Source organism: Halostagnicola alkaliphila, from assembly GCF_055379965.1.
In genome coordinates, this window is record NZ_AP043826.1 from 837,718 (window position 1) to 862,437 (window position 24,720).

Consider the following 24,720-nt stretch of genomic DNA (forward strand, 5'->3'; position numbering starts at 1 on the left):
AGATAGGAGCGGACCCCTCCCCCCGGGTATGTGCGTACACATTATACGCAAACGCACAGACGCATAGAACCAGTCAACTCCCATAAATGAAGGCAGGATATCGGCTTTGTAATCTTGGAGAATGCTGTTATCAGGTCGGTGTCAACGTGAGTTTGATTATCCGCTGTTGTGGACTGCAGGTGCCTCGTTCAGAAAGCACGGTTGATATGAGAATCTGTAATGAGTAGTATTCTCGATGTCGTCCGCGCGACAGGCGCGGACGTAGAGGCGTAAGGCGGGTGACGTGCAGGCGTCGTATGCGCATCGTGTAGGCGACAGACGCGTACGTGTGGGCGTCGTGTACGCATCGTGCAGGCGATGGGCGGGCGACGTATACCCGTCGGGCGGACGTTAGGCGTAGGCGTTGCGTGCGCATCGTACGGGCGGAAGAACGCGTTGTGCGGGCGTCGTGTGCATATCACGTGGGTAACGTACAGGTGCGCGGACACGTCGTGTAGGCGTCGTCCGGGTGATGCGCAGGTGTACGTCCGCATCACGCGCAACGTCGAGAGTTAGCCGGTCGGTGTTTCGGTGACGATCTCAGTCTCGACGTTGAAAGAGACTTTCCCACCAGAAAGTGTGTTTGCGATCTCCTGGCGTTGCTCGAGCGTGAGATCGGATCGCTCGAGAACTGTTTCAATTCGCTCGACCAGCTCGACAATATCGTGACAGACGAAGGCAACAGAGTCAGATCGATTGCGGTCGTAGAAGTCTGCGGCTTTTTGAATTTGATCGTAGCGCCATGCATTCCCGTCATCGGTTCGGATACGAACGGAGCCAGGAACGGAGTGGTTTCGAGCCATGTTCGTGAACACGAGTCGGATATCCTAGTTTTTTCGGGTGAGCGAAACGGCTTCTGTATATAAAGAGGGTGTTGGGGTGGCCGGTGATCGGCGCGGTCGGTGTCGCGATTGTGCTCGCGATCGGCGAAATATGAACACGCGCTGACTCAGTTCGTGTTCATATTCGGGAAATCGTTTCTCGAGACGTGCGACCCCTTACCGCCGTGGCCTCTTTTGCCGTGTGTTTGTGTGGTTAGTCTAAGTACCTCACAAAGCGTCCTCAGCTAACTGACGTTGAAACGCGGGTTCACTGACGAACTAGAGACGGACATGTGTTCCGAGGATTCAGTACTACGACCATACGTTCTATAGGGCTGTGTTGAATCACTAGGCGGCGTCGGGATAGGTCGGTAAATCAAAGGAGTTGAAGCGGGAGACTGCGAGTGTCTATGACGCAAATTTCCCGCTTCATTGGGGAAGTTGTGCCGGTCGCTCAAAACGTTACTGGCGATGGAGGCGAATCCGCCGCCCCGGAAGGAGGCGGCGGATTCGCCGACTATGCCCTCGTTTCACTCCACTGTCTGCGGATTTACCTCGATACATCCTATCGGATGACGATCGACCTGCTCAAAGAGATGCCACAAATAACCGGGGAGATTGGCCTCAGCGCGGCCAATCTCCCCAGTCCATCCACGTTGTGTAAAGCGTTCGACCGGATCAGTATGAGCGTCTGTCGAGTGCTGCTGCGCCAGTCGGCGCAGCTGCACGATCCCTCGAAACACGGCGCTATCGACGCCACATTCTACGAACGATCAGCCGCGAGCCGCCACTACTGCCAGCGAATCAGCTACCGCGTCCAGAAGCTCAAAGTCACGAAACTCGTCGATACAGAGTCGCAAGCCGTCCTCGACATCCACTGCTCGACGAACCGTGAGGGAAGCGACGCAGACCTCGCCGAGCAGATCGCCCGCCGAAACGCGGGCGATCTGCGGTCACTGGCCGCCGATAAGGGCTACGACAAGCAATCGCTCCGCGAAGCACTCCGTGAACTCGGCATCAGACCGCTGATCAAGCATCGCATCTTCGCTCCGTACGACCACGCGCACAACGCCAGAATCGACGAAGAACGCTACAACCAGCGCTCGATGACCGAAACGGTGAATTCGGCTGTCAAGCGCTCGCTCGGCTTCGCCGTGCGAGCGCGATCCTGGTTTCGTGAGTTTCGAGAAATCGCCCTGATGTGTGTCGTCTACAACATCAAGCGTGCCGTCAAACAGTGAATTCCGATGCCGTATGGCGATTCAACACGGCCTTCTATAGGGATCAGCGTAGATATTCGGGGTTCCCACGAGGAAAACGATGCACTAGGAGAACCACAGGACAAAAGAGCATATAAACCGTTCTACAGATCCCCATAGTTTGAGCGGTTGGATCGGCGCGGTAGAATGTATTGGTTCGTGGGTTACGCATTTTCGGTCGAGTTCAGAACCTCTAGGTAGTGTGGAGGGTGTCATAGAACGGGTCTCACACCGACTATGTAGGCACCAGATTCGATAAGTACAGGAGAACCACGTATCATTTTATCTGTACACTTATCTCCCCGAAAATCGAAGGAGAACATATGTCCGAAGAAGAAAATGACCAGTTGGATTCAAACAAGATGGGTGCAGGGATAGCGGTCGGGCTTGCAATGGGAGCCGCTTTTGGAGTTATGATGGACAATATCGGAATGGGGATCGCTATCGGCATGGCAATCGGTGTCGCTTTCGGTGCAGCATGGAGTCAAGCGTAGGGAGATACCACGCCAATTCGTATCTTGATGCTACGTTAGGTTCGCACACCTACTTATCGGCCAATTCATCGTAGAAGTAGGTGTAATCAAATCGTGGGAAGACTTCTATGACACCCTCAGTGTGGGTTGTACATAATGCCCAGAATATTCCCAAATGGATCGGCCACGGAAGCAGTGATGAACCCCTCCTCGCGGTCTGTAGGTGGCTGATACTCTTTTGCACCCATTGACAGCAGCTTCTCGAATGTTGCTGTCACATCGTCGACGTGCCAGTATATGACAGCACCGCCCGGGTCTGTTGCCGACCCTCGGGCGCGTAGCTGCTGTTGATCACGCCCAGCTCGTGCTGGTAGTCACCGAGGCGAAACTCTATATTCCGGCGGCCTCCCCTTTGGGCGCTCGAAGTATGGGTTGATGCCCAGTAGGTCAGTGTACCACTTCTTGGCCGCCGCCATATCATCGGCGGTGTTCAGATAAGGTTGAAGGAGTGAGGCGTGGCGTTTTCGAAGTGTTCTATGCCAGAAAACGCACGCTCAGTCATAGTATCAGCCAGTTCGACTTGGACTTTGTGGAGCGTGAAGCAACACCGCGACTGTTGATGAAGCTCAGTATTCAGCTCCATCTTGCTGAGCTCTCGCTTTCAAATACTGTTCGAATTCTCGAGATATTAGGTGTTGAACGAGCTCGATCGACCGTTCATAACTGGGTTCATAAATCCGATCTACAGCCCGATTCCTGCCAAAGTCCGGATCACGTCGCGGTTGACGAGACAGTGATACGACTCAACGATGAGCAGTACTGGCTGTATACTGCTGTCGATCCAGAGTCGAAAAATCACTCCATACAAAGCTCGAGCCGATTAGAACCAAGGTTGTCGCAAATTTGTTCGTCACGGAACTGCGCGAGAAACACGACGTCGATGATGCCGTGTTTCTCGTTGATGGCGACAAGGCACTGAACTATGCCTGTCAACGACATGATCTCGATTTCAGATACGAACAACATGGAAATCGGAATAGCGTCGAACGTGTCTTTCGAGAGGTAAAGCGGAGATCTTCCTCATTTTCAAACTTCTTCAGCACCGCTCACGCAGAAACTTTCAATCAGTGGCTCAAATCATTCGCTTTCGCATGGAATCAGCTTATCTGAACACGACCGGTTCGATAGCTCTGGCCCGTCACTTCCCGATAGAGGAATAGTTTGAGCATTCCATGGAACTGGTATGGGGCAGGATGCCAGTCTAGGTAACCATCAGTGAGTTTGTCGAACGGCCCGTCAAGAGAACTAAGCCCTCCCCGAGGGTACGCTGCTTGCGGAGATGGCTACGGAGCTCAATTCCAACGATGTATGCATCAGTCAGATAGCTCGCTCGGAGGATCATTTGTCTATTAAATGGTGTGATGTTAGCTAGCGGTTATCTGCTGGAGTCCAGGACCGGTCATGGTCACCAACGTAGATAGACACAGGGCGAATTATCTTGTTATCTGCTGTCTGCTCAAGGCAATGAGCCACCCAACCACCGACTCGTGACACGGCGAAGGTGGTCGTAAACAACTCCTGTGGGATGCCAACTCCATACAGAAGCACAGCCGTGTAGAACTCAACGTTTGTTTCGAGTTTTCGGTCGGGCTTGTAGTCAGCCAGTTGACTGACTGCAGTCTCTTCGAATTCTTCGACAAATCCGAAGAACGCTCTGTCACCCGTTCCAGAATAGAACCGTTCAGCGGCGCGGGAGAGGACCTCTGCACGTGGATCGCGCGTGCGATATACTCGGTGTCCAAAGCCCATAAGCCGCTCACCGGAATCGAGTTTCTCCTGCACATAACCCTCGGAGTCGCCAGATTCGTGAACTGCGAGGAGCATCTCCAAAACCGGTCCAGGCGCTCCACCGTGAAGCGGTCCCTTTAGTGACCCTACTGAACCCGTTACTGCTGAAATGAGGTCTGAATCGGACGACGCGATAGACCGAGCGACGAAGGTGGATGCGTTCAATCCGTGGTCAACAACCGTATTAAGGTAGGTTTCGAGCCCTCTCACCGCTGCAGGGTCGGGCTCTTCGCCGGACAGCATATAGAGGTAGTTCGCGGTGTGGCCGAGATCGTCGCGTGGATCCACCGGCTCTTCACCCGAGCGATATCGCCAATAGGTCGTGACGATAGTTGGGATCACACTCACCAGTCGCTTGGCGTGGTCCGCCGATTCCGTCAAGTCGAAACCAAGATTGGCTGCGGCCACACCCATTCGCAGAGCATCCATCGCATCCGCGTTTTCTCGTGCCGCTTGTCGAAGTACCTGTTTGACTTCCCCGGAGATTTTCCGATAACCAGCGAGTTCCGTGCAGAACGATTCGAGTTCCGATTTAGTTGGAAGTCGGCCGTTAAACAACAGGAAAACGCTTTCCTCGTAGATCGCGTTTTTGGCAAGTTCCCCAATAGGGTATCCCCCGATGATGAGTTCACCAGCCATGCCGTCGATAGTACTGAGCTGTGTTTCCACGACAGCGATGTCTTCTAATCCTCGGTGGAGTTCTTGGTCAACCATGCTAATCCGTATAGAGAGAAGGAAGAACTGGAGATAGGGCTTTGGAGAAGACCATTTCTCCTCCAATGCCAATCACCATCCAACACAGGAACATGATCAGGCATTGATTGATTGTTCTCGTGGTTCCCTATCCCTTCAGAAGATGGTCAGAGACAATTTTATCGGGGTTTTCGAGCAGTTATCAGGCTATGAAATAGTCTCAATACTACAGGGTAAATCTGCTTCCCCCATCCATGATTCATCTATCCGATTGTTTGTGCGAGCAATTGATCGTCATCAACGAGCATCTCAACGATTTTCCGACCCGTATCAGACAATGAATAACCAGCATCTGTATTCGTGATATAGATGCTACGAAGTTTTCGGAGATGATAGTTGAACCGTCCCTTATCCTCGATCGAACTCTGCGCTCGAATCGACGAGTACGAAAGTGGCTTCGCTGACTCATACAGAATCAATAACAGCTCCAACCGATCGGGTTCTGAAAGAGTGCCAAGAGTTGAGGAAATCCCTTTCAGACGGTTGGATGAAGGCGGACTCGAATCGCCAGCGACGTATCTATCCGAGCTCGAAATCCACGACCGTTCCTCTGGACCGATGTATCGCGTCCGAGGACGAAGTAGTGTCTCGCTTTCGAGCTGTTCGATATAATGAGCCATCCAGCCGGGGGAGCGTCCGATAGCGAAGATCGCGGTGAACAATTCCGGTGGAATGTCAAGTTCGTAAAGGAGAACTGCCGCGTAGTAATCGACGGTTGCGTGCATTTGTCGTTTGGGATAGTGTTCAGTGAAATACTCCTCAGCGGCGGCTTCAAGCTGTTGTGCGTTCTTAAGCAACGATGTTGAATCTTGCTTCTCGCCAACGCGTTCTGCCGCTTGTTCGATGATTTTCGCTCGCGGGTCTCGGGTATTATAGAGAATATGGCCGAATCCGGGCAACGACCTGTCGTCTTCCAGTCGCTCTCGAACATACGTTGTGGGATCCATCCCGTCATCAAGGCCAGTGAGCATCTCAAAAATTCGTTCGAGTGCTCCACCGTGTCGTGGTCCCTTGAGTGCCCCTACGGAACCGGTGGCCGCCGAAAGTGGATCGGACCCGGTTGATCCGATAATCCGAGCGGCGAACGTCGAGGCATTAAGCCCATGTTCGATAATAGTTGTCAGATACGTCTCTAGCTTTTCCACAATCGATTCAGCTGGTTCTACCCCAGAGAGCATATATAAAAAATTCTCTGTGTGAGTTAGGTCGTCACGTGGCGGTATGGGTTCTAACCCTCGCCGATACCGCCAGTAGGCAGCGATGATTGTCGGGCATATTGCGACGACGCGTCGGGTAGCCATGAGGGTGTCCTCACTATCAAAATAGAGGTTCCCCGCTGCCAGCCCCATCCGGAGTACGTCTATTGCCGGTACACCTTCTTCTGCTCCTGCCTGAATCAGACTATAGACATTCTCTGTGAGGCTTCGAGCGGACGAGAGTTCGTTCGTGAACTCAGTTAACTCTTTGTCGGTTGGGAGTCGCCCGTTGAACAACAACCACGCTACCTCTTCATAGGCCGCATTCTCAGCAAGGTCTTCGATTGAGAACCCCTGGATTCGCAATTCGCCGGTGTCGCTGTCGATTTCGCTGAGGCCAGTCTCAGCGACTGCGGTGAAGGAGAGACCAGGATCGAAGACGGAGGGAGACACAGTGTCTTAGATATTTCCACACGTCATCAACAGTGTTACGGAGGAAGTCCCCCTGCATATCAGATAGAGGGAATCAACTTTACTGGAAAAGCCTCGACTGAGGTCGGGCGAAATGAGACATCGTTAGGTGTAGCCGTCATTTTCCTCGTCGGGGTCTCCTCCGGTGAACTGCTCGCCGACGAGTGCGTTCATTGATCGACTCCGCGAAAGCGATCGGCGCGTCGTGGCGGTTATCGACGAGGTCGACGTGCTCGAGGACGACACAACACTCCAGGCGCTCTACGACGTGCCGAACGTGACGATCGTCGCAATCACGATCAACGAGGACGATCTATTCGCACACATCGATAGTCGGGTCAGTAGTCGACTCCGGAGTGCTGGGACGATCCGGCTTGCGCGATTCACGCACGCGCAATTGGTCGACATCCTCCGGGCTCGTATTCGAGCTGGACTACGACCGGGAACGATCAGTAGCGAGGCGATCGGGATCCTCCGGAGTGGTGCACGATCGGTCTCGAGGGACGACGACCGATCACAGATCGTTCCCAGTGTCGTCGACGAGATCCGCGCCGCTGCACTCGAGGAAATTCAACTCGAGCGCGTCGAAGACCTTGGGACGCACAAACGGCTACTGTACGATATCATCGAAGCCGCGAGAGAGGTTCCCACAACTGAGTTGCATGGGACGTACGAAGAACGGGCGCAGAATCCGAAGGCGAAAAGCACCCGTCGACGCTACCTATCGAATCTCGAGGAGAAGTACGGACTGATCGAATCGAGCGGAAACGGAAAGGGGAAGGTCTACGCCATCCCCGAGTTTTGAGTTTTCCGCTCATTTTGGCGGTTTTCCGCTCTCCGGAATAGAGCGTTTCTCTGTATTGATATCGGCCTCGAGAGCCGATATTGATTGTTTTCCGTTCATCTCCGCTCTGGGCTTATCTACACCACGGATCACCGCTCGAGTATGTCGATTCGAACAATTGACTCGAGCGCGACAGAACCGCGGTTACGAACTGAACTGAACGACGGCCGCTCTATCGACGTGGAGATCACCGGCTCCCCGGATAACAAGCGGCGGATCGATATCCGCATCGAGCACGGGCGACACTGGGTGTTTGCGGTACAGGATCAGACCGCTGGCTTGCTCTTGACGCTCAACGAGAACAGCCAGCGGACCGACCACGAATTGCCATCGTGGATTGAACCGATGCTACAGCGGCTGGGTCTCAAAGGGGTTGAGAAACCGTGAGTGGATTAGTGCTCTCCCGGCTCGAGGTCGCTGGCGTCGAGATCTCCAGCAAGATATCGTTCGCCTGGGTCAGCAATTTCGTAGTAACCCCGTTCAACTCGAGTAGCAAAGCCATAGTCAACGAGGACAGTCAGACGGCGAGTGACCTCCTCTCGACTCCGATCAATATTCTTCGCGATTACTGCTGGCGACAAAATCATGTCCGACGATTGCAGTGCTTCGAGAATTCTCTCGTCGGTGGGCATCTGCATCCAATCGCCGGGATAACGCATGGTTATAGGAAGCTAAAGGAAGGCAATACGGGTATCGATACACTATATGGTTGTCAATTATCATTGAGCCATATCTCAACGACTAGTGAGAGAATTTATTACGATGGACTCGAGAGTGATCAGGTAACGCGAGTTTCACGCGGGTCTGACTGTCCGTCGGACCCATTTGGAAAATGCGGTCCGGTGCTAGGGACACCGGGTCCGCGCGGCTCGCGTAGGATTGGTACGCAAGCCATGTACGACGACAGCACGCGGGGTATTGAATGCCCCGAACGACCAGCGGAATCGACGACAACTAACCAGCGACTTCTCGCCGACGGCGGCAGTACGTGGGGGAACCTTTCCGGATTCCAGCGCGATTGCCTCGAGACGATCGCCCGGCTCGAGCGCAACGACGAGACACCGTACGGTCTCGAGATCAAACGCCAGCTCGAGCCCCAGCACGGCGAGGTGAACCACGGGCGGCTGTACCCGAACCTCGATAAACTCGTTCAGCTCGAACTCGTCGAGAAGTCTGAACTCGACAAGCGCACGAACGAGTACGCGCTGACACGCGACGGGCGCGGGCTCTTAATCCAGCGCGTCGAGCGCATGGCGGCCGCGTGCGGTATGACAACCGCTGTTGCCGACGATTCCAACGCGGGTGATCGCGAATGATCGACATCGACGAACTCTCCGACGAGGAAGTCGAGGCGGTCGTCAACACGCGCGGGTTCCAGAAGATGCTCGCCTACCGGCGGCTTTCGGACGGAATCGAAGTACTCGAGGACGAAGACCAAATTTTCGAGTCGATGGTCTCGTCGATCACGAAACAGCATTCGCAGGTTCGGTCGGAAGACAGCACTCGAGAGTTCTTCCGGCTGTTCCGTGACGAAGTGGAGACGTTCACCGAAGGACTCGCCGACGAGGAAAACGGCGCGGACCAGGGCGATCTCGAAGACCTCTACGTCGACGATGGTGATCTCGAGTGATCACACCGAAGGAAATGACGCCACGCGAGGCATGGCACCGATATCTCGATGGGCGGCGCACGGAGCTCACTGAAGAGACGGCGTCGACGTACCACTACCGACTGAAGCTGTTCGTCGAGTGGTGCGAAGAAAAAGAGATTGAGAACGTATCGGAGTTTGACGGGTGGTTGCTCGATCAATACAAGAGTGCCCGCGCTGGCCAAGGTCTCGCTGCGACGACGCTCCACAACGAGATGGAGACTATCGAGAAGTTCGTGGAGTATCTCGAGCGGATCGAAGCCGTCGACGATGGTCTCACGGACCGGGTAAATATCCCTACAGTCCCTGACGATCAAAAATCTCGAGAAACGAAACTCGACCCCGATCGTGCACTCGCGCTTATCCGGCACTACCGCTCGAGCGAGCAAGCAGGTTGGCGCACTCACGCATTGCTCGAGGTCGCGTGGCATACGGGCGCGCGTTTGGGAGGACTCCGATCGTTAGACTTGCGGGACTTTGACGCCAGTGAACAGACCATCGAATTCGTTCATAGGGCGGAGACTGATACGCCGTTGAAGAACAAGCAGAACGGGGAACGGATTGTGGGGGTACGAGACGGTGTCGCGAAGGCATTGCGGAAGTTCATCCAGACTGAGCGGTTGAACAAGCACGACGATCATGGTCGACAGCCACTCTTTGCATCTCTCCAGGGTCGGCCATCGACGAACACGATGCGTGCCTGGATGTACATCGCGACGTTCCCCTGTGTTCACGGTCCGTGTCCTCACGGACACGATCTCGAAACCTGCGAGTTTCGAAGCCATACGCACGCGAGCAAGTGTCCATCATCGCGTGCACCGCATCACGTTCGGACAGGGTCGATCACTTGGCACCGTGATTGCGGCGTGCCTCGGGAAGTGACGGCCGATCGCGTGAACGCTTCGCAGGACGTGATTGACCAGTACTACGACAAGGCGACCAAGCGCGAGCGGATGGAGCATCGGCGACGACCACACCTCGAGAAACTTGAAATCGAATGAGAGACATGTACACGAAATTAAGAATTTTGACCGTAGCGCAGTCCGTCGATTATGGGTCTAGATCAATGCCGGGCGATCCCATGTTACTTTGCGCCGAACAAACCGTGAGGCGCAACTTCATTATATCGACTGGATTTAAATTACGCGAGCCGCAGCCCGGGAAGCGAACGAAGTGAGCGACCCGGAACGTCTCGAGGTGGTCAAATCCGGTCGATCCCACTCACTTCTGTCGCGAGCAAATCCGCGAGCGATGAATGCGTGCTGATCGACCGGATTTGAGGGAGACCGCACACGACACCGTCGCGCCGAAGCGGGAGCAACGGTGTCGTTCGTAGCCGTCGTCCGAATCAGGGGAACACTTCGATCAAGTCCCTGTCCATCAACAGCAACGAGCGAACTCCTCGTTACTGGAAGTTACGACTGGATAGGATGAGCGTCCCGACGAAGAATTTCGTCGAGTCGCCAACAGCAGTCGGCCCATCTTACGGTCTCATACCGTGTTGGATGTTGAGTCCTTGATTAAATACACGCCAGTTCACAAATAATATATATGATGGATGAGTAGAAATAGGTATGAAGATAAATCGACGGAAGTTCGTTGCTGGAGCTGGAACAGCAATTGGTGGAGCTGCTTTCAGTACAACAGCGCTCGCGGAGTCGATTCCAGTCAAGATCGCGGAGGTATACCCAGTCGAGGACGTCGTCATCCTCGAAAACACAGGCGATGAGGACGTTGATCTCGGCGGGTATGTGATGGACTGGAAGTACGGAAGCGATCCAGAGCAAGTTGACGAGATCCCGTCAGGGACCACAATCGGTGCTGGCGAGCAGCTGTCAATCTGGTCGGGCTTTCAACCGACGCAGGTCTCGGATGTCGAGGCTGACGTCCAACTTGACGATTACGGCAACGGTCGTATCAACGCGGAAGAGGTTGATAGCGTCGCACTACTGATTCCCGCTGGTGATGTCGTTGATCAAACTGAGGATACGATCAATGGTGATCGGGTTTACGACGCTAACGACTACAACGACGATGATAGCGAGGCTGATCCAGAGCTCGTCGACATCGAATTCGAATACAAATATAGGGCCGATAATTTTAGGGAAGATGACATCGACCTTGAATCGAAGCTTGAAGTCTCATCGGCTGAGTACTTCGTTAAAGAAAACGTGGATCCTTATTTCGAGTCATCTCCTGACTCCGGCTGGGTCACGTTCGATGTCGTGAACCTGACCGACGACGAAGAGATAACGATACGCCTCTTCAGTATCGTGATGAGCGATGACGGGGAAATTGAGTCCACGCGTGAGGTCGAAGAGACTATCGAGCCAGGAGACACAATCTCTGTACGTCAATGGTTCTCACGAGCCATCGATGCAGACAGGGGTGAGGTCAGAGCGAGGGCAACTCGCATTGGTGATTGTAAGAGGAGGATCCGATAGACGACGTCCATGATGAACCGGACAAGGACGCAGACAACGGTGACGACGAGTTGGGTGACGAGGATGACGAGTCGGGGTCGGGAGACGACGATCATCTCGAAGACTGCTAATACGTAGCTACTCAAGTTGATTCAGTTCGCCTTTTGTTTTTACCGTTTGAATGAGGGTTTCATAGCTGTGCGCTCGAAGTTTGGATTCAGCGAGCAATCGATCACGTGGCTGATTCGAAAGTCAGCACGCCGACACTCGAGGGTAAGTTGGGATGGCTTCAAGGGAAGTTCGGTACGATCGACATGGCGGATGAAGACGATGGTTGTGGATAATGATAAGAAAAAATTCAAAACTTAATATCTGTTTATACAGGCCGTGATGTGGATCCCCCGTTGTCTCGAATCTTTTCAGGCTATCTAGAAGTAGCTTGGAATTTGGATGGATACGTTATTATTACGATTCTATGAGAAAATAATCGATTATATTGTATATATTGTGTACAAATGTCGGAATGGGGCGAATCATTGATGGCAGTCAACCTTTTTCATCCGATCCAGGTCATCGTTGTACCATAGTACGGCTTCGCCTATCGAAGCGTGCTATTAGGTGCTTCCGTCACTCGAGACGAGCACTCCTGTTCAGCGTGTATCCTCTCGGATAAACCATCAACCAATCTTTCGGCATCCATTTTGGACCGATATCCGGTCTTTAAACACATATCGGGTTTATTATATATTGGTCCACTGATCCTCCCTTTGTGTGAGGGAGATCTGAACGGTAACTTATACCAAATCTATTCAGTACTACACGTCGTGGTCTCGAGTATGTCCCAGCCAACAACGAACCGACCGGTCCTCGTTGCGGTTGGTTCTCCCTCTCACGTCGAGCAACTGGTCCGAACGGCCGGCGATCTCGCCAGGCTCGAGGATGGCGTCGTTCGAATCGTTTCGATCACCGTCAAACCCCACAGTTCGCCGTTTTCGCTGTACACGGACGAGACGATCATCGAGGAGTACCCCGGAAACAGTCGGGAGATCCTCGAGCGGGCGATCGAAGTGGCACCCGAAGACGTGGCGGTCGAAAGCGAGGTAATCGTCGCTCGCTCGGTCGTCGAGGGAATCATGTCGGCGGTGACGGATTCGCAGGCGCATGCACTCGTCGCCGGATGGCGAGAGCGTCGGGGCCGAACGAACGCCGTCCTCGGAACGACGGTCGACCAGCTGATCGAGCGCGTTCCCTGCGATCTCTACGTCGAGCGGATCGGTCACGAAGCAGACGGTGTCGATTCGATCCTCTTCCCGGTCGCTGGCGGGCCCCACGTCGGACCGGCGGCGAAAGTGGCGACGGCTATCGCGGCCGCCAACGACGCGTCTATCACGGTTCTCTCGGTCGCCGACACCGATAGCGGTCCCGAAATTGCTCGCGGCTACGTTACCGATGCGGAATTCGCACTCGAGGAGACGGCTACCCCGTCCGTTCAAATCGATGCCAGGGTCGAGCAGGGGGAAGACGTTACGGACGTAATCGTCGGAAACGTTCCCGATCACGACGTCCTCGTGTTCGGCGCGACTCGCCAGAGCGCGCTCCACCGTCGATTCGTGGGGTCGATTCCGCGGGCAGTGGTCCGGCGAACCGACCAAACGGTGATCCTCTCTCGGGCCGGCGATGCGGTAGATGGGCCGGTTCTCCGGCAATTTCGGCAGTTCCTGACACCGTCGTAGTGAAAAGCCGTTCTGGTACCGGGAAACCGTCTGGTGCTACCGACGACGGTGCTCCCGTCGAATTGAGCGGACGAGTAACGGAACCCTCGAGAGTAATGGGGGTCGAGCGCGTCCCTTCGGATAATGGTACAGACTTACACACTCCTCGCGTGCGCTGCTGGAACGGCTGAACGGGTATGCAGGGACCTCTCCGAGGTTGATGGTGTGGCCGGGGCGCACGTCGTCGCCGGCGATTTCGACGTGATCCTCGAACTCGACGGACCGGACGTGCAGTCGTTACTCGCACTCCTCAGCACGGAAATTCGTGCTCGCGAGGGTGTCGGGACGACGAGAACGTACGTCTGCCTGGATTGAGGTCGTCGATGGATCGGGCGAGCTTTCAGGTCGACGAGTCGGTTTCGTTCTCGAGCCGAACGCGGACTTCGATTCCGTCCGGATCGGTGACATCGAACCCGTTGTCGTACGCCGAGACGGTTTTGTCGGTAGCGAGCACTCGGTCACGAACCGTCGTCAACGCCGATTCGTCCGGAACGAGGACTTCGAACCAGCCTAACCCACATCCCGAGGCGGGAGCCGACCGCCGGTTCCAGGTGTTCACGGCGACGTGGTGGTGGTATCCGCCCGCAGCGAAAAACAGTACCGAGGGGGTTGGATCGACCGCGATCTCGAAGCCGAGTTCGTCTTCGTAGAACGCGCGAGCATCGTCGATAGCGGTCACTTCGAGGTGGATGTGGCCTACCGTCGTCTCCGGATCGATTACGTTCTCGAATTCGGTGTGGTCCCCTTCCGGCACTCCGCTCGAGGCCGCTACTACCGACTCGAGGTCGAGCGGTTTCGATCCCATTTGAATCGTTCCATCGCTCGTCGGCCACCGGTCTCGCGATCGGTCGCGGTAGATCTCAACGCCGTTGCCCGCGGGGTCGGTGAGGTAGAGCGCTTCGCTGACGTCGTGGTCGGATGCCCCCTCGAGGCTCCACTGCGCTCGGATTCGTTTCAGCGCTTCACCCAATGCAGATCGAGACGAGACTCTGAACGCAGTGTGATAGAGACCGGCTTCCGCTCGGTCGCGCGGGGCGGCGTTTCGCTCTTCGTCTATTACGAGCAACGTCTGTCCACCGGCACCGAGTGTCGTTTTTTCGGAGTCCCGGGAATGCACCTCGAGTCCGACGACATCTCGGTAGAAGTCGACCAGTTCCGGGCGGTCGGACGCGAGAAGCGAAACCCGTCCGATCTGCGTGCCGGATGGAAGCGCGCTGGCCCGTGTCATACCCGATTTTAGGGAGCGCCACTTGTAAGTATACCCATGTTATGAATCCTCATCGATCGTCGGTGCCATGAAATCGACTGTTTCGGACCGCGGCTAGATATCGGACACCGAACGAAAGCGATAATCTCCGCGTCGTTCGTACTGCTTCCCATTACAATCATATCTGCGTAACAGTCCTCGAGACTGTCCTTGCAGACGTGCGGTCCCGTTCACGGTTCGTCTCGAGTCGCGAGCGTCACCTCGAGTTCGGTTCGCTCGCCGTCGCGAATAACTTCGATGCTGATCGTTTCATCGGGCGACGTCTCGAGTGCGAGCTGTGCGGACAGGAGGTCCTGGTTCGGTATCTCCGCATCGGCGAGTTCGACGATCACGTCGCCACCGACGGGAACGAATTCGTCCTCGACGAGCGCCGTCTGGTCGGCCGCTTCGAACACGCCGTCGGCGGGAGAGCCGGGGGCGATTTCGGCGACCAGAACGCCGCCCGGTTCGTCGATGTTATTCGCTTCTGCGATGCGGGGTGTCAGCGGGACGACGCTGACGCCCAGATACGGATGATCGTAGGTCCCATCCTCGATCAGTGATGGGACGACCCGCTCGGCGAGCGGCGTCGAGATCGCAAAACCGATATTCAGCCCCGGTCCGGCACCCGCGAAGACGACCCCGACGACATCCCCCTCGAGCGTGACGAGCGGGCCGCCGCTGTTCCCCGGATTCACCGGAGCATCGGTCTGAATCGCCGCCGGAATGCTGAACCCGGTCGGACTGGGGAGCGAGCGGTTGATCCCGCTCACGATCCCTTGCGACGCCGACGCATCGAGTCCGAGCGGGTTGCCCAGTGCGACGACTTCTTGTCCGATATCCGGAGTCGCTTCGGCGACGGACAACGATTCGACATAGCCGGGCAACTCGTCCGCCTCCAGAACCGCCAGATCGCTATAGGGATCGGCTCCGACGACCGACGCCCGCCGCCAATCCTCCTCGACGAACTGGATATCGAGTTCGTCGGCGGTGCTGACGACGTGTTCGTTCGTAACGATGTACTCGTCCTCGTATACGAACCCCGATCCAATCCCGTCCTCTTGATCGGTTCCTGAGGCCTGAACGAGAACCACGCCGTCGATCGCCTCCTCGTAGAGCGTCGCGTACTCGCTCTCCTCGGGCGCGTCTTCCTGATCAGCCGAGTCATCGTCGTCGCCGTCGTCTTGAGCGGCACCGCTCAGGCTAGCGAAACTTCCGGTAGCGATCGTTCCACCGAACAATTTCACAACCGTTCGCCGTGTCGCTCGTGGCTGTTTCATAGTCCATTGTCCACCACAAACTGTTTAAAATGCCGTTCTACAGAATTGACCGGTTCCGTGACCGACGGGTTCCTGATCCGAAGCGACCGCCGTCGCGTGCTGATAGCGATCGGGGGAGCTTTACACCGCTCGAGCCCGTCAATCGGTTCGAAGATGCCCCGACCGCACGCCGGCCAACTCCTCGCACGCCTCGAGCGACCGACGACGACCGACCCGACGACGCTCGCAGTGCTTTCGGACGTTCACCTCGCGACGGACGCCTCCGGAACGTGGAAAGTGCTTCATCGAACGGAACGTCACCTTCGAGCCGTCGTCGAGTGCGTAAACGACCGAACTATCGACGGCGTCGTCGTCGCGGGGGACCTCTCGCGGGACGGAACGCCCGAACAGTTCGATCGCTTCGACGAACTCGTCGATTTCGACCCGCCGATGGTCGCGGTCCCCGGTAACCACGACTTGCCGACGACGTTCGACGACCACGAATCGGCGTCGATCGAGGCGTTCGAACGCCGATACACGCCGGAAGGATTACCGTTTCGGACCCGATTCGGCGATCTCGAGGTGATCGGGCTCAACAGCCACGCCGCAAGACCAGCCGTACCTGCAGAGACGTGGGACGGGCGTATTAGCGCCGAGCAGTTGATGTGGCTCGACGAGACGCTCGCCGACGTCGACACCGACTCGACGGTCGTCACGGTTCATCACAATCTCCCTGCGACGGGCGACCTGTACGAGCGCTACCGAGCCGAACTGCCGGTCGGCGGATCCGTGCCCGGCTTTTCGAATCCGGAGCCGCTGGTCGAACTGCTCGCGTCCCGCGACGTGGGACTCGTGGTAACCGGCCACCTCCACTTCCCCGCAATCGAAGAAACGAACGGCGTTCGTGAACTCACGGTCCCTGCGGTATCGTCGTTTCCGCACGCGCTGTTGGTCCTCGAAATCGACGAGCGCGGGACGACCGTCCGATCCGTTCCGTTGACCGACGGCGACGGCATGGTCGAGTCGATCGCGCACGGATACGAAAAGGACCGCGTGTTGCTGTCGGCGGCCCAACTCGGCACGTTTCCGCTCGTGGACGAGTTCGAATCTGAGCTTGAACCCGCATTCGAATCCGAGTAACTCGTTTCGCCGGGTGGAACGTTCTGCTCATCGACATCTCCTCGGGGACATTTTCAATTTCGGCTCCAGAATCGATCGTTTCGACGGCCACGGATACGGCGCTCGGTAATATCGGGCCGCCTGCGTCGCGTCTGTCGTCCGTTTTTCGTCGAACAGCCGCGTTTCATTCCCCGGAACTCGCGCTTATGATGGTAGCGCTCAGTTGTACGCCAACGTCACTCGAATCTCTCCCGCTTTGTCCCGAAGTCGACTCGGCAGGTCCTCGTGTACGTATTCCTCCCCGAACCGGCTCGTCGGGCCGAACACGCCGAGCCCGCCGAGACATTCGTCGTCCGGCGTGTACACCGGAACGGCGACGCCGGCGAGCCCGTCCATATACTCCTGTTCGTTGACCGCATAGCCCCGGTCGCGAATCGTCTCGAGTTCCTCGAACAGCGCTTCGGGGTCCGTAACCGTGTTGTCGGTGTGTTTCTCGAGCCCGGTTTCCTCGACGTATTCCTCGATTTCGTCGTCCGATTTCGCCGCGAGGATCGTCTTTCCGCAGGCGAGTGAATGCAGCGGCCGACGTTTCCCGATCATGGGATTCGAGATGTCACCGGTCCTGTGGACGTAGACGCCTTCTCCCTGTTCTTCGACGAGCAACAGTGCGCGCTCGTCGGTTTCTTGCCCGAGCTCGAACACCTTCTCCTTGGCCGCGGTGTAGCCAACCTCTCGAGTTCGGGCCTGTTCGCTGAACTCGAGGAACCGAAAACTGAGGTACTGTTCGCCGTCGATATCGACGACGTATCCGAGTGAGTTCAGCGTTTTCACGTGCCGGAAGACGGTGCTCTTGGGAAGGTCCGTTCGCCCGGCGAGTTCGCTGATCGTCGATCCGTCGTGGTCGCGAAGGGTCTCGAGTATCGTGAACGTCCTGTGAGTCGTCTCGATCCCGCCGTCCTCGTCGTTCTGGCTGTCGTTCATACCATTCGTTTCAGCGTATTTTCCAATCAATGTTCCGGAGAGTGAAACGGCAGGGGTGCGCTGGAGCAAAACGACCGAGGAAGACGGGAAATACGATCGAGGAAGACGGAGTGGAGTGCTCGGTGAACCCCCGTTTCACTTTCCGTTCACTTATAGGCCGGAATTCCGGTCAACTCCTCGCCGAGGACGAGCGTGTGAATGTCGTGAGTGCCCTCGTAGGTGTATACCGTCTCGAGGTTAGCCATGTGACGCATCGGCGAGTAATCGGTGGTAATGCCGTTCCCGCCGAGCATCTCGCGGGCGATTCGAGACTGATCGCGGGCTGCGCGGACGTTGTTTCGCTTGGCCATCGAGACGTGGGCCGGACGCATGTCGCCGCGTTCTTTCAGCTTCGCGAGCCGATGGGCGAGGAGTTGCGCGAGCGTGATCTGGGTCGACATCTCCGCCAGCTTCCGTTGTTGGAGCTGAAACTGCGCGATCGGGCCGCCGAACTGCTCGCGGTCGGTCGCGTACTGCCGTGCGACCTCGAAACAGTCTCGAGCCGCGCCGACGGCTCCCCAGGCGATGCCGAATCGAGCCTGGGTCAGACACGAGAGCGGCCCTTTCATCCCCTCGACGCCGGGGAGAACGTTCGCTTCCGGGACGAAGACGTCGTTCAGGCCGATTTCGCCCGTGATCGAGGCCCGAAGCGAGAGCTTCTCGGAGATCTTGTTGGTGCTAACGCCGTCTCGGTCCGTTTCGACGAGAAAGCCCCGGACGGGGTTGTCCTCGACAGAGCGGTCTCGCGCCCAGACGACGGCGACGTCGGCGATGGGCGAGTTCGTGATCCACGTTTTCGAGCCGTCGAGCCGGAAGCCGTCGTCAGTCCGCTCAGCGGTCGTTTCCATCGCCGTCGGGTTCGATCCGTGTTCGGGTTCGGTGAGCCCGAAACAGCCGACCGCCTCGCCCGTTCCGAGTTTCGGGAGCCATTCGTCTTTCTGCGCTTCGCTCCCGTAGGCGTGAATGGGATACATGACTAAGGCCCCCTGTACGGAGGCCATGGATCGAAGCCCCGAGTCTCCGGCCTCGAGTTCCTGCATCAACAGCCCGTAGGCCGTTTCGGAGACGTTCGGCGAGCCGTATCCCTCGAGGTTAGGAGCGTAAAATCCCATCTCTCCCATCTTCGGGATCAGCTCTTTCGGAAACGTGCCGGCTTCGAAGTGCTCGCCGATTTCGGGTTTGACGTGTTCCTCGACGAACTCTCTGGCCGTATCCCGGATCATCCGTTCTTCCTGATCGAGATCTTCCTCGAGGCTGACGAAATCCAGCATACGTGATAACATTCAAACAGCGCTATAGGCATTGCGGTCGCTATTGTTATCGACGGCGCACTGGTCGTTTCGTTAGCCGAATTGTTCTCCGCTCACCACTGCGTCGGATGAATCCGAACCTGCCGAAACTGCCCGTCGATCGTATCGTTCTCTTCGAGAACAGAAGTATTATATGAACGTCGTATGCAATGGTATGACATGGCGAATGGAAGAACCACCAGCAATAGAGGTAGGTCACGTCGATCGCTAATGGCCACAGCCGGTCTAACTGCGGCGACGGCACTCGCCGGCTGTCTCGGCGGGGACGACGACGCGATTCGGATGCGGACGTCGCAATCGACGACGACGGCATACAACGCGAACGAGGCGCTGGCAACGTCGATGAACGGTGCGACGGACGAGTTCACCGTAGACGCACAGACGAGCGACGGAACGGAAGCCAATATCGGCTCGCTCATGAACGAGGAATCGGAGATGGTCTACATCCAGAACTGGTCCGCTCGAGAGGCTAGCGAAGGCGAGGGAGCGTACGACGAGGTCGACTTCGAGCTGACGCAGGTGTTTCACTTCTATAATCTCCCGTGGTTCTTCGTTACGGCAAACGAAGAGATGGAAACGATTTCGGACATCACCGAGGAGATGGAACTCTCCCCGACGCCGGAAGGATCCGGAACGGCACCGGCGCTCGAGAGCGCACTCGAACACGCACTCGACGGCTACGAACGAGTCAGTCACGGCTACGGCGATCAGGGTGGGGCGATGAACGAGGGTCGCCTCGACGTCGGCGTCGGGACGTACATGAACTACGAATTCGTCCCCGGCTGGATGCAGGAGATGATGGGAACCGTCGATCTTCGAATTCTCGGGATCGACGACGACGTGCTCGAAGCGTGGGAGGATGACGACGACCTCCTCGTCGAGTCGTTCGACGGCGACGAGATCGAGGAAGCCGACTACGCGCCGGCGGAAGTCCACACTCCGGCGTTCGAGTACAATTTCGTCTGTCGAGGCGATCTCGATTACGATACCGTCTACGAGTTCCTCGAGGTGATGCACGACCAGCGAGACGACCTCGACCACGACTTGCTGGAGTCGTTTCAGGACGAAGCGTTCTGGTACGAAAGCCTGTACGACGATATCCCGGTCCACGCCGCCGCGGCGGATTTCTACGATGACATCGGCCTCTGGGACGACCGCTTCGAACGCGCAGACGAACCGTAGTGGTTGCCATGCAGCCACTCGCCTCTCCTTCGCGACGGCTCGCGGCGCTTGGGTCCCGGATCAGGGCGCGGTTCACGATCCGATCGATCCTGAACGGTGCCGTCTCCGTGCTTGCGGTCTCGTTTACGCTCTATACGATCTACTACGCGTACACGCTCATGTGGGTCCAGTTGCGGTACTCGAATACCTTTCTCGGCCTCGGTTTAGCTCTCTTTTATCTCGAGGCGGTTCGCTCGCAGTACGAAGCCCGACTCGAGTCTGACACGAGCGGAGGAAACGACGGTAACGAAACTCGGCTCGACCGGGTAAAGCGCGCGTATACGCGTCTCGATCCGTTCGTTGCGTTGTCTGGTGCGGTTCTGGCGCTCGTTGCAACCGGCTACATCGAATACCACTTCGATCGGCTCGATCAGGACGTCCACCTCGCGGGATTTACGTCGGTCGATATTCTCGTGGGATCGATACTGATTCTCCTCGCAATCGATGCGACGCGACGAGCGTTCGGGAACGTCATCGCGGGCGTCGCGGTGGCGTCGGTCGTTTACGCTCACGACGTTGTCGGGCCGATGATGCCCGGCGTCTTCTATCATTCCGGATTCGATTGGAATCGGATCGTTCGCGAAGGGGCGATTAGTCTCAGCGGCGTCTACGACAGCACGCTGATGGGGATCGGGTCGACCTGGGTCGCGATATTCATCATGTTCGCCGGTATCGCCAAAGGGTACGGCCTGATGGATTTCGTGCTCGATGTCGGCCGTGAGCTTGGGAAAAGTCTCCGAACCGGCGTCGTCCAGATCGCGGTCGTCTCGAGTATGATCATGGGATCGATCACCGGAAGTGCGGCTGCCAACACGGCGACAACGGGGAGTTTTACGATTCCAATGTTAAAAGAGCAAGGCGTCAGGGACGATTTCGCCGCCGCGATAGAGGCGGTCGCCTCGGCCGGCGGACAGATGTTGCCGCCGGTGATGGGCGTCGCGGCGTTTCTGATGGTCGATATGATCGGTATCAGCTACGTCGAGGTGATTCAGGCGGGCGTCATCCCCGCAGCGCTGTTTTACTTTAGCGTCTGCGTCGCGGTTCACTTCTCGGTTCTCAAGTTTGGGTGGACCTCGCCGAACACGGGATCGTTCGACGCTCGAATGCTTCTTCGAGGCGTCCACTTTGCCGTCCCCCTCGTGGTGTTACTCGTCGCCCTCGTCGTGTTGCAGTACACACCGCTGTACGCCGGGTTGTACGCGATCGGTACGATCGTCCTCGTCGGATCGGTGAAAACGATCGTCGTGGATTGCTATAGCTACGTTAGCAATTTGGGTGCCGAACGTTCCGGAAAAGCCGGTGAAGCTTCCGAAAGAGCTGGTGAATCCGTCGAGGATCGGTCGCCGCCGCTCGAGGAGCGCTCCGGTACTCGATCCAGCATTCGGGGCCGCGTCAGCTCGCTGGTGGATTCTCCAAATCCAGCAGTTGAAACCCTCAAAACCTTATTTACGCAGCTTTTCGTCGGCTTGAAGAAGGGCGGTCTCGAGATGGCACCGCTGGTGGGCGTGCTCGCGGCGATGGGGCTCATCGTCGAGATGCTGACTGAGACGGGACTCGCCCAGAGCGTGAGTACGAATCTCGTCGGACTCGGCGGCGGCGTGTTGATCGTCGTTCTGGTACTGGCGATGATCGCGAGTATCATGTTCGGCCTCGGAATGCCGACACCCGCGGCGTACGTTCTCGTCGTTCTGTTAGTCGCGCCCGGTATCACCGAAATGGGGGTCCCGGAACTGACGACTCACATGTTCGTCTTCTACTTCGCGATGCTCTCCGCGATCACGCCCCCGGTCGCGATTTCCGTCGCTATCGGTTCCCGTATCGCCGGGACGAGCTTCGTCACCGCCTGCGTGCAGGCGCTTCGAATCGGCGCACCGGGCTTTCTGATCCCGTTTGCCTTCGTCACAAACAATAGTCTCATCACCTGGACGCGGGCGACGGCGATCACGTTCCCGGTCGTCCTCGCGGGAACGGTCGCGCTTATCGTGGCGACGGTCGGGTTCGACGGCGCTCGAGACCTCTCGTTTCCGGTTCGAACGCTCTACGGTATCGCCGCGTTCGGTGCGATGTTCGGATCGGTCGTCCACATCGGCGTCCAGATCGTCGCGGCCGCCGCTATCGTCGGCGCGCTCGTTCACGCGAAATTCGTCGTCGGCTACGATTTCGGCTCTCGGACGAACCCGGAGGAGCCGACCGCGGCCGAGTGAGCGACCGTTTCGCGACTGAGTGAACGACCGCTTCGCGTCCGATCGGCGTGTGCGGGTCAGCAACCGCTCGATTTCACGGTCGACCGCCGACTTCGAATCGGTTTCCGATCGCGAGTAACAATTCTTTTGTAATATTCGTGCTATTCTCACGCAAGGATGACGAATCTCGTTACTGACGTCGCAGCGACCGTCGAATCGGTACCCGAGTCGGTCGCAATCGCGTTCGATGGGACGGAACTAACCTACGAACAGTTCTGGCAGCGGGCGGGACAGTTTGCGCGGGCCCTCGAGAACCGCGGAATCGGCGAAGGTGATCGCGTCGGGATCTATCTCCCGAACCTTCCGCAGTTCGTGACAGCGTTCTACGGAACGCTTCGCGCCGGCGCCGTTGTCGTCCCGATGAACCCGCAGTACAAGGCTCGCGAGATCAGCCACCTGCTCGCCGACAGCGGCGCGAAGGCAGTCGTGAGCCTCGCGAGCAACGTTCCCGAAATAACCGAGGTGATTGACGACACCGATATCCGAGACGTCGTCAGCGTCGGTGGCGTCGCCGACGATGTTGATCCGATCCCGTTCGAAAACTTTCTCACCGAAGACGCCCTCGAAATCGTCGACCGTGCCGACGACGATATCGCGGTTCAACCCTACACCTCGGGTACGACGGGGACGCCGAAGGGCGTCCTCTTGACCCATCACAATTTGGCGTGGACGACGCGAGCGAACGCCGACGTGCCGCCGGGCGGGTTCCAGTCTTCGGATCGACTGATCGGGACGCTCCCGCTGTTTCACATCTATGGGATGTCCGTCGTCATGAACGGCACGATGTATAGCGGCGGGACTTACTACCCCGTCCCGGAGTGGGACGCTCCGACCGTAATGAACCTGATCGACGCCGAAGCGATCACGGTTATGTTCGGCGTTCCCGCGATGTTCAACGATATGATCAACCAGCCCGACGCCGAAACGGGAAACTTCGCTTCGCTCCGGTTCGTCAACTCCGGCGGCTCGAGTCTTCCCCTCGAGGTGCTTGAGCGCTTCGAGGACCTGTTCGAGACCCAACTCAACGAGGGGTACGGGCTCACCGAGACGAGTCCGGTTACCCACGCGAACCTTCCGGATGCGCGTCGAAAGGGGAGTATCGGGAAGCCGCTCGAGGGCGTCGACGCGAAAATCGTCGATAGCGCGGAACGGAATTCCGCTGACCGTTCGGACGGCGACGAGCCGTCCGAAGACGGACCCTTCGAGGAGATTCCACCGGTCGAAGCAGGTCCCATCGACGAGAGCGACGAATCCGTCTCGCTCGACGAAATAACGGGCGAACTCGTCGTCTCGGGGCCGAACGTCATGAAAGGGTACTACGAGTTGCCCGAAGCGAACGAGAGAGCGTTCACCGAGGCGGACGGCACTCGGTGGTTCCACACGGGTGACATCGGATATCGCGACGAAGACGACTTCTTCTACGTCGTCGACCGAGAAAAGCATATGATCGTCACCGGCGGCTACAACGTCTACCCGCGTGAGATCGAGGAGTTGCTCTTCGAGCACGAGGCCGTCGCCGACGCGGCCGTCGTCGGCGTGGACGACGACCGCCGCGGCGAAACCGTCAAGGCGCTGGTGGTCCCTGCCCCCGACGCCGAGTCGACGCCCGCGGAGATCAAAGCGTACTGCCTTGAGGCACTCGCCGCGTACAAACACCCTCGAGAGGTCCGGTTCGTCGAGGAATTGCCGCGAACGACCACTGGAAAAGTCCAGAAGTTCAAGCTTCGAGACGACGCGTAACCGTGGGTGAAACCG

General features: G+C 57.2%; 22 protein-coding genes and 2 pseudogenes. 15 read left to right on the plus strand and 9 right to left on the minus strand.

Going from position 1 to position 24,720, the window contains the following annotated elements; translation table 11 throughout:
- Window positions 1-551: 551 nt before the first annotated feature.
- A complete protein-coding gene (locus ACZ5C7_RS09325) occupies window positions 552-842 on the minus strand; it encodes a DUF7692 domain-containing protein (protein WP_464376048.1) in 291 nt (96 codons plus the stop codon).
- 428 nt (window positions 843-1,270) lie between these two features.
- Here ACZ5C7_RS09325 and ACZ5C7_RS09330 point away from each other — a divergent pair, with 428 nt between their 5' ends.
- Together ACZ5C7_RS09330 and ACZ5C7_RS09335 are read left to right on the plus strand one after the other, a co-directional pair.
- Window positions 1,271-2,101 carry an IS5 family transposase gene (locus ACZ5C7_RS09330; RefSeq protein ID WP_464376049.1) on the plus strand — a complete coding sequence of 277 codons (831 nt, stop codon included), beginning with the start codon at window positions 1,271-1,273 and terminating at the stop codon, window positions 2,099-2,101.
- 341 nt (window positions 2,102-2,442) lie between these two features.
- Window positions 2,443-2,613 (plus strand): hypothetical protein, encoded by a 171-nt coding sequence (locus tag ACZ5C7_RS09335; RefSeq protein WP_464376050.1) that lies wholly within the window; start codon window positions 2,443-2,445, stop codon window positions 2,611-2,613.
- Window positions 2,614-2,729: 116 nt separating this feature from the next.
- On the opposite strand, the pseudogene ACZ5C7_RS09340 reads toward ACZ5C7_RS09335, so the two are convergent.
- Window positions 2,730-2,894: pseudogene (locus tag ACZ5C7_RS09340) on the minus strand (VOC family protein); the annotation flags it as partial.
- 234 nt (window positions 2,895-3,128) lie between these two features.
- Here ACZ5C7_RS09340 and ACZ5C7_RS09345 point away from each other — a divergent pair.
- A pseudogene (locus ACZ5C7_RS09345) lies at window positions 3,129-3,762 on the plus strand (IS6 family transposase).
- Between the two features lie 258 nt (window positions 3,763-4,020).
- Here ACZ5C7_RS09345 and ACZ5C7_RS09350 read toward each other — a convergent pair.
- Both ACZ5C7_RS09350 and ACZ5C7_RS09355 read right to left on the minus strand, forming a co-directional pair.
- Window positions 4,021-5,154 (minus strand): citrate synthase, encoded by a 1,134-nt coding sequence (locus ACZ5C7_RS09350; RefSeq protein WP_464378422.1) that lies wholly within the window; start codon window positions 5,152-5,154, stop codon window positions 4,021-4,023.
- Window positions 5,155-5,396: 242 nt separating this feature from the next.
- Window positions 5,397-6,842 carry a citrate/2-methylcitrate synthase gene (locus ACZ5C7_RS09355; protein WP_464376051.1) on the minus strand — a complete coding sequence of 482 codons (1,446 nt, stop codon included), beginning with the start codon at window positions 6,840-6,842 and terminating at the stop codon, window positions 5,397-5,399.
- Between the two features lie 163 nt (window positions 6,843-7,005).
- On the opposite strand from ACZ5C7_RS09355, the gene ACZ5C7_RS09360 reads away from it, so the two are divergent.
- Window positions 7,006-7,665 (plus strand): Cdc6/Cdc18 family protein, encoded by a 660-nt coding sequence (locus tag ACZ5C7_RS09360; RefSeq protein WP_464376052.1) that lies wholly within the window; start codon window positions 7,006-7,008, stop codon window positions 7,663-7,665.
- Window positions 7,666-7,806: 141 nt separating this feature from the next.
- Entirely contained in the window at window positions 7,807-8,091 is a 285-nt protein-coding gene (locus tag ACZ5C7_RS09365) for a hypothetical protein (protein ID WP_464376053.1), read from the plus strand.
- Window positions 8,092-8,096: 5 nt separating this feature from the next.
- On the opposite strand, the gene ACZ5C7_RS09370 is transcribed toward ACZ5C7_RS09365, so the two are convergent.
- Window positions 8,097-8,363 (minus strand): transcriptional regulator, encoded by a 267-nt coding sequence (locus tag ACZ5C7_RS09370; RefSeq protein WP_464376054.1) that lies wholly within the window; start codon window positions 8,361-8,363, stop codon window positions 8,097-8,099.
- Between the two features lie 234 nt (window positions 8,364-8,597).
- Between ACZ5C7_RS09370 and ACZ5C7_RS09375 the strand changes: the two genes are divergently transcribed.
- The 6 genes from ACZ5C7_RS09375 (at window position 8,598) to ACZ5C7_RS09400 (ending at window position 13,862) form a co-directional block, all read left to right on the plus strand.
- Window positions 8,598-9,020: a PadR family transcriptional regulator gene (locus ACZ5C7_RS09375; protein WP_464376055.1), complete on the plus strand. Its 423-nt coding sequence runs from the start codon at window positions 8,598-8,600 to the stop codon at window positions 9,018-9,020.
- A complete protein-coding gene (locus tag ACZ5C7_RS09380; protein WP_464376056.1) occupies window positions 9,017-9,334 on the plus strand; it encodes a hypothetical protein in 318 nt (105 codons plus the stop codon). Before ACZ5C7_RS09375 ends, ACZ5C7_RS09380 begins: the two co-directional genes overlap by 4 nt.
- 14 nt (window positions 9,335-9,348) lie before the next feature.
- Complete coding sequence (locus ACZ5C7_RS09385) at window positions 9,349-10,353, plus strand: tyrosine-type recombinase/integrase (RefSeq protein WP_464376057.1); 1,005 nt, start codon at window positions 9,349-9,351, stop codon at window positions 10,351-10,353.
- Window positions 10,354-10,926: 573 nt separating this feature from the next.
- Window positions 10,927-11,796, plus strand: a complete 870-nt coding sequence (locus tag ACZ5C7_RS09390) for a lamin tail domain-containing protein (RefSeq protein WP_464376058.1) — start codon at window positions 10,927-10,929, stop codon at window positions 11,794-11,796.
- 815 nt (window positions 11,797-12,611) lie between these two features.
- Complete coding sequence (locus ACZ5C7_RS09395; RefSeq protein WP_464376059.1) at window positions 12,612-13,508, plus strand: universal stress protein; 897 nt, start codon at window positions 12,612-12,614, stop codon at window positions 13,506-13,508.
- A 123-nt stretch (window positions 13,509-13,631) separates the two neighbouring features.
- Complete coding sequence (locus ACZ5C7_RS09400) at window positions 13,632-13,862, plus strand: Lrp/AsnC ligand binding domain-containing protein (RefSeq protein ID WP_464376060.1); 231 nt, start codon at window positions 13,632-13,634, stop codon at window positions 13,860-13,862.
- A gap of 25 nt (window positions 13,863-13,887) precedes the next feature.
- On the opposite strand, the gene ACZ5C7_RS09405 is transcribed toward ACZ5C7_RS09400, so the two are convergent.
- Together ACZ5C7_RS09405 and ACZ5C7_RS09410 are read right to left on the minus strand one after the other, a co-directional pair.
- Entirely contained in the window at window positions 13,888-14,775 is an 888-nt protein-coding gene (locus ACZ5C7_RS09405) for a VOC family protein (protein ID WP_464376061.1), read from the minus strand.
- Window positions 14,776-14,984: 209 nt separating this feature from the next.
- Window positions 14,985-16,073, minus strand: coding sequence for a S1C family serine protease (locus ACZ5C7_RS09410; RefSeq protein ID WP_464376062.1), 1,089 nt, complete (start codon window positions 16,071-16,073; stop codon window positions 14,985-14,987).
- 153 nt (window positions 16,074-16,226) lie between these two features.
- Here ACZ5C7_RS09410 and ACZ5C7_RS09415 point away from each other — a divergent pair, with 153 nt between their 5' ends.
- On the plus strand, window positions 16,227-17,192 hold the full coding sequence (locus ACZ5C7_RS09415) for a metallophosphoesterase family protein (protein ID WP_464378423.1): 966 nt from the start codon (window positions 16,227-16,229) through the stop codon (window positions 17,190-17,192).
- 198 nt (window positions 17,193-17,390) lie between these two features.
- Here ACZ5C7_RS09415 and ACZ5C7_RS09420 read toward each other — a convergent pair whose 3' ends face one another.
- Together ACZ5C7_RS09420 and ACZ5C7_RS09425 are read right to left on the minus strand one after the other, a co-directional pair.
- Complete coding sequence (locus ACZ5C7_RS09420) at window positions 17,391-18,152, minus strand: IclR family transcriptional regulator (RefSeq protein ID WP_464376063.1); 762 nt, start codon at window positions 18,150-18,152, stop codon at window positions 17,391-17,393.
- A gap of 146 nt (window positions 18,153-18,298) precedes the next feature.
- A complete protein-coding gene (locus tag ACZ5C7_RS09425; protein ID WP_464376064.1) occupies window positions 18,299-19,462 on the minus strand; it encodes an acyl-CoA dehydrogenase family protein in 1,164 nt (387 codons plus the stop codon).
- Between the two features lie 249 nt (window positions 19,463-19,711).
- On the opposite strand from ACZ5C7_RS09425, the gene ACZ5C7_RS09430 reads away from it, so the two are divergent.
- The 3 genes from ACZ5C7_RS09430 (at window position 19,712) to ACZ5C7_RS09440 (ending at window position 24,705) form a co-directional block, all read left to right on the plus strand.
- On the plus strand, window positions 19,712-20,683 hold the full coding sequence (locus ACZ5C7_RS09430; RefSeq protein ID WP_464376065.1) for a TAXI family TRAP transporter solute-binding subunit: 972 nt from the start codon (window positions 19,712-19,714) through the stop codon (window positions 20,681-20,683).
- Window positions 20,684-20,691: 8 nt separating this feature from the next.
- Window positions 20,692-22,926 carry a TRAP transporter permease gene (locus ACZ5C7_RS09435; RefSeq protein WP_464376066.1) on the plus strand — a complete coding sequence of 745 codons (2,235 nt, stop codon included), beginning with the start codon at window positions 20,692-20,694 and terminating at the stop codon, window positions 22,924-22,926.
- Window positions 22,927-23,082: 156 nt separating this feature from the next.
- Window positions 23,083-24,705, plus strand: a complete 1,623-nt coding sequence (locus ACZ5C7_RS09440; RefSeq protein WP_464376067.1) for an AMP-binding protein — start codon at window positions 23,083-23,085, stop codon at window positions 24,703-24,705.
- Window positions 24,706-24,720 lie beyond the last annotated feature (15 nt).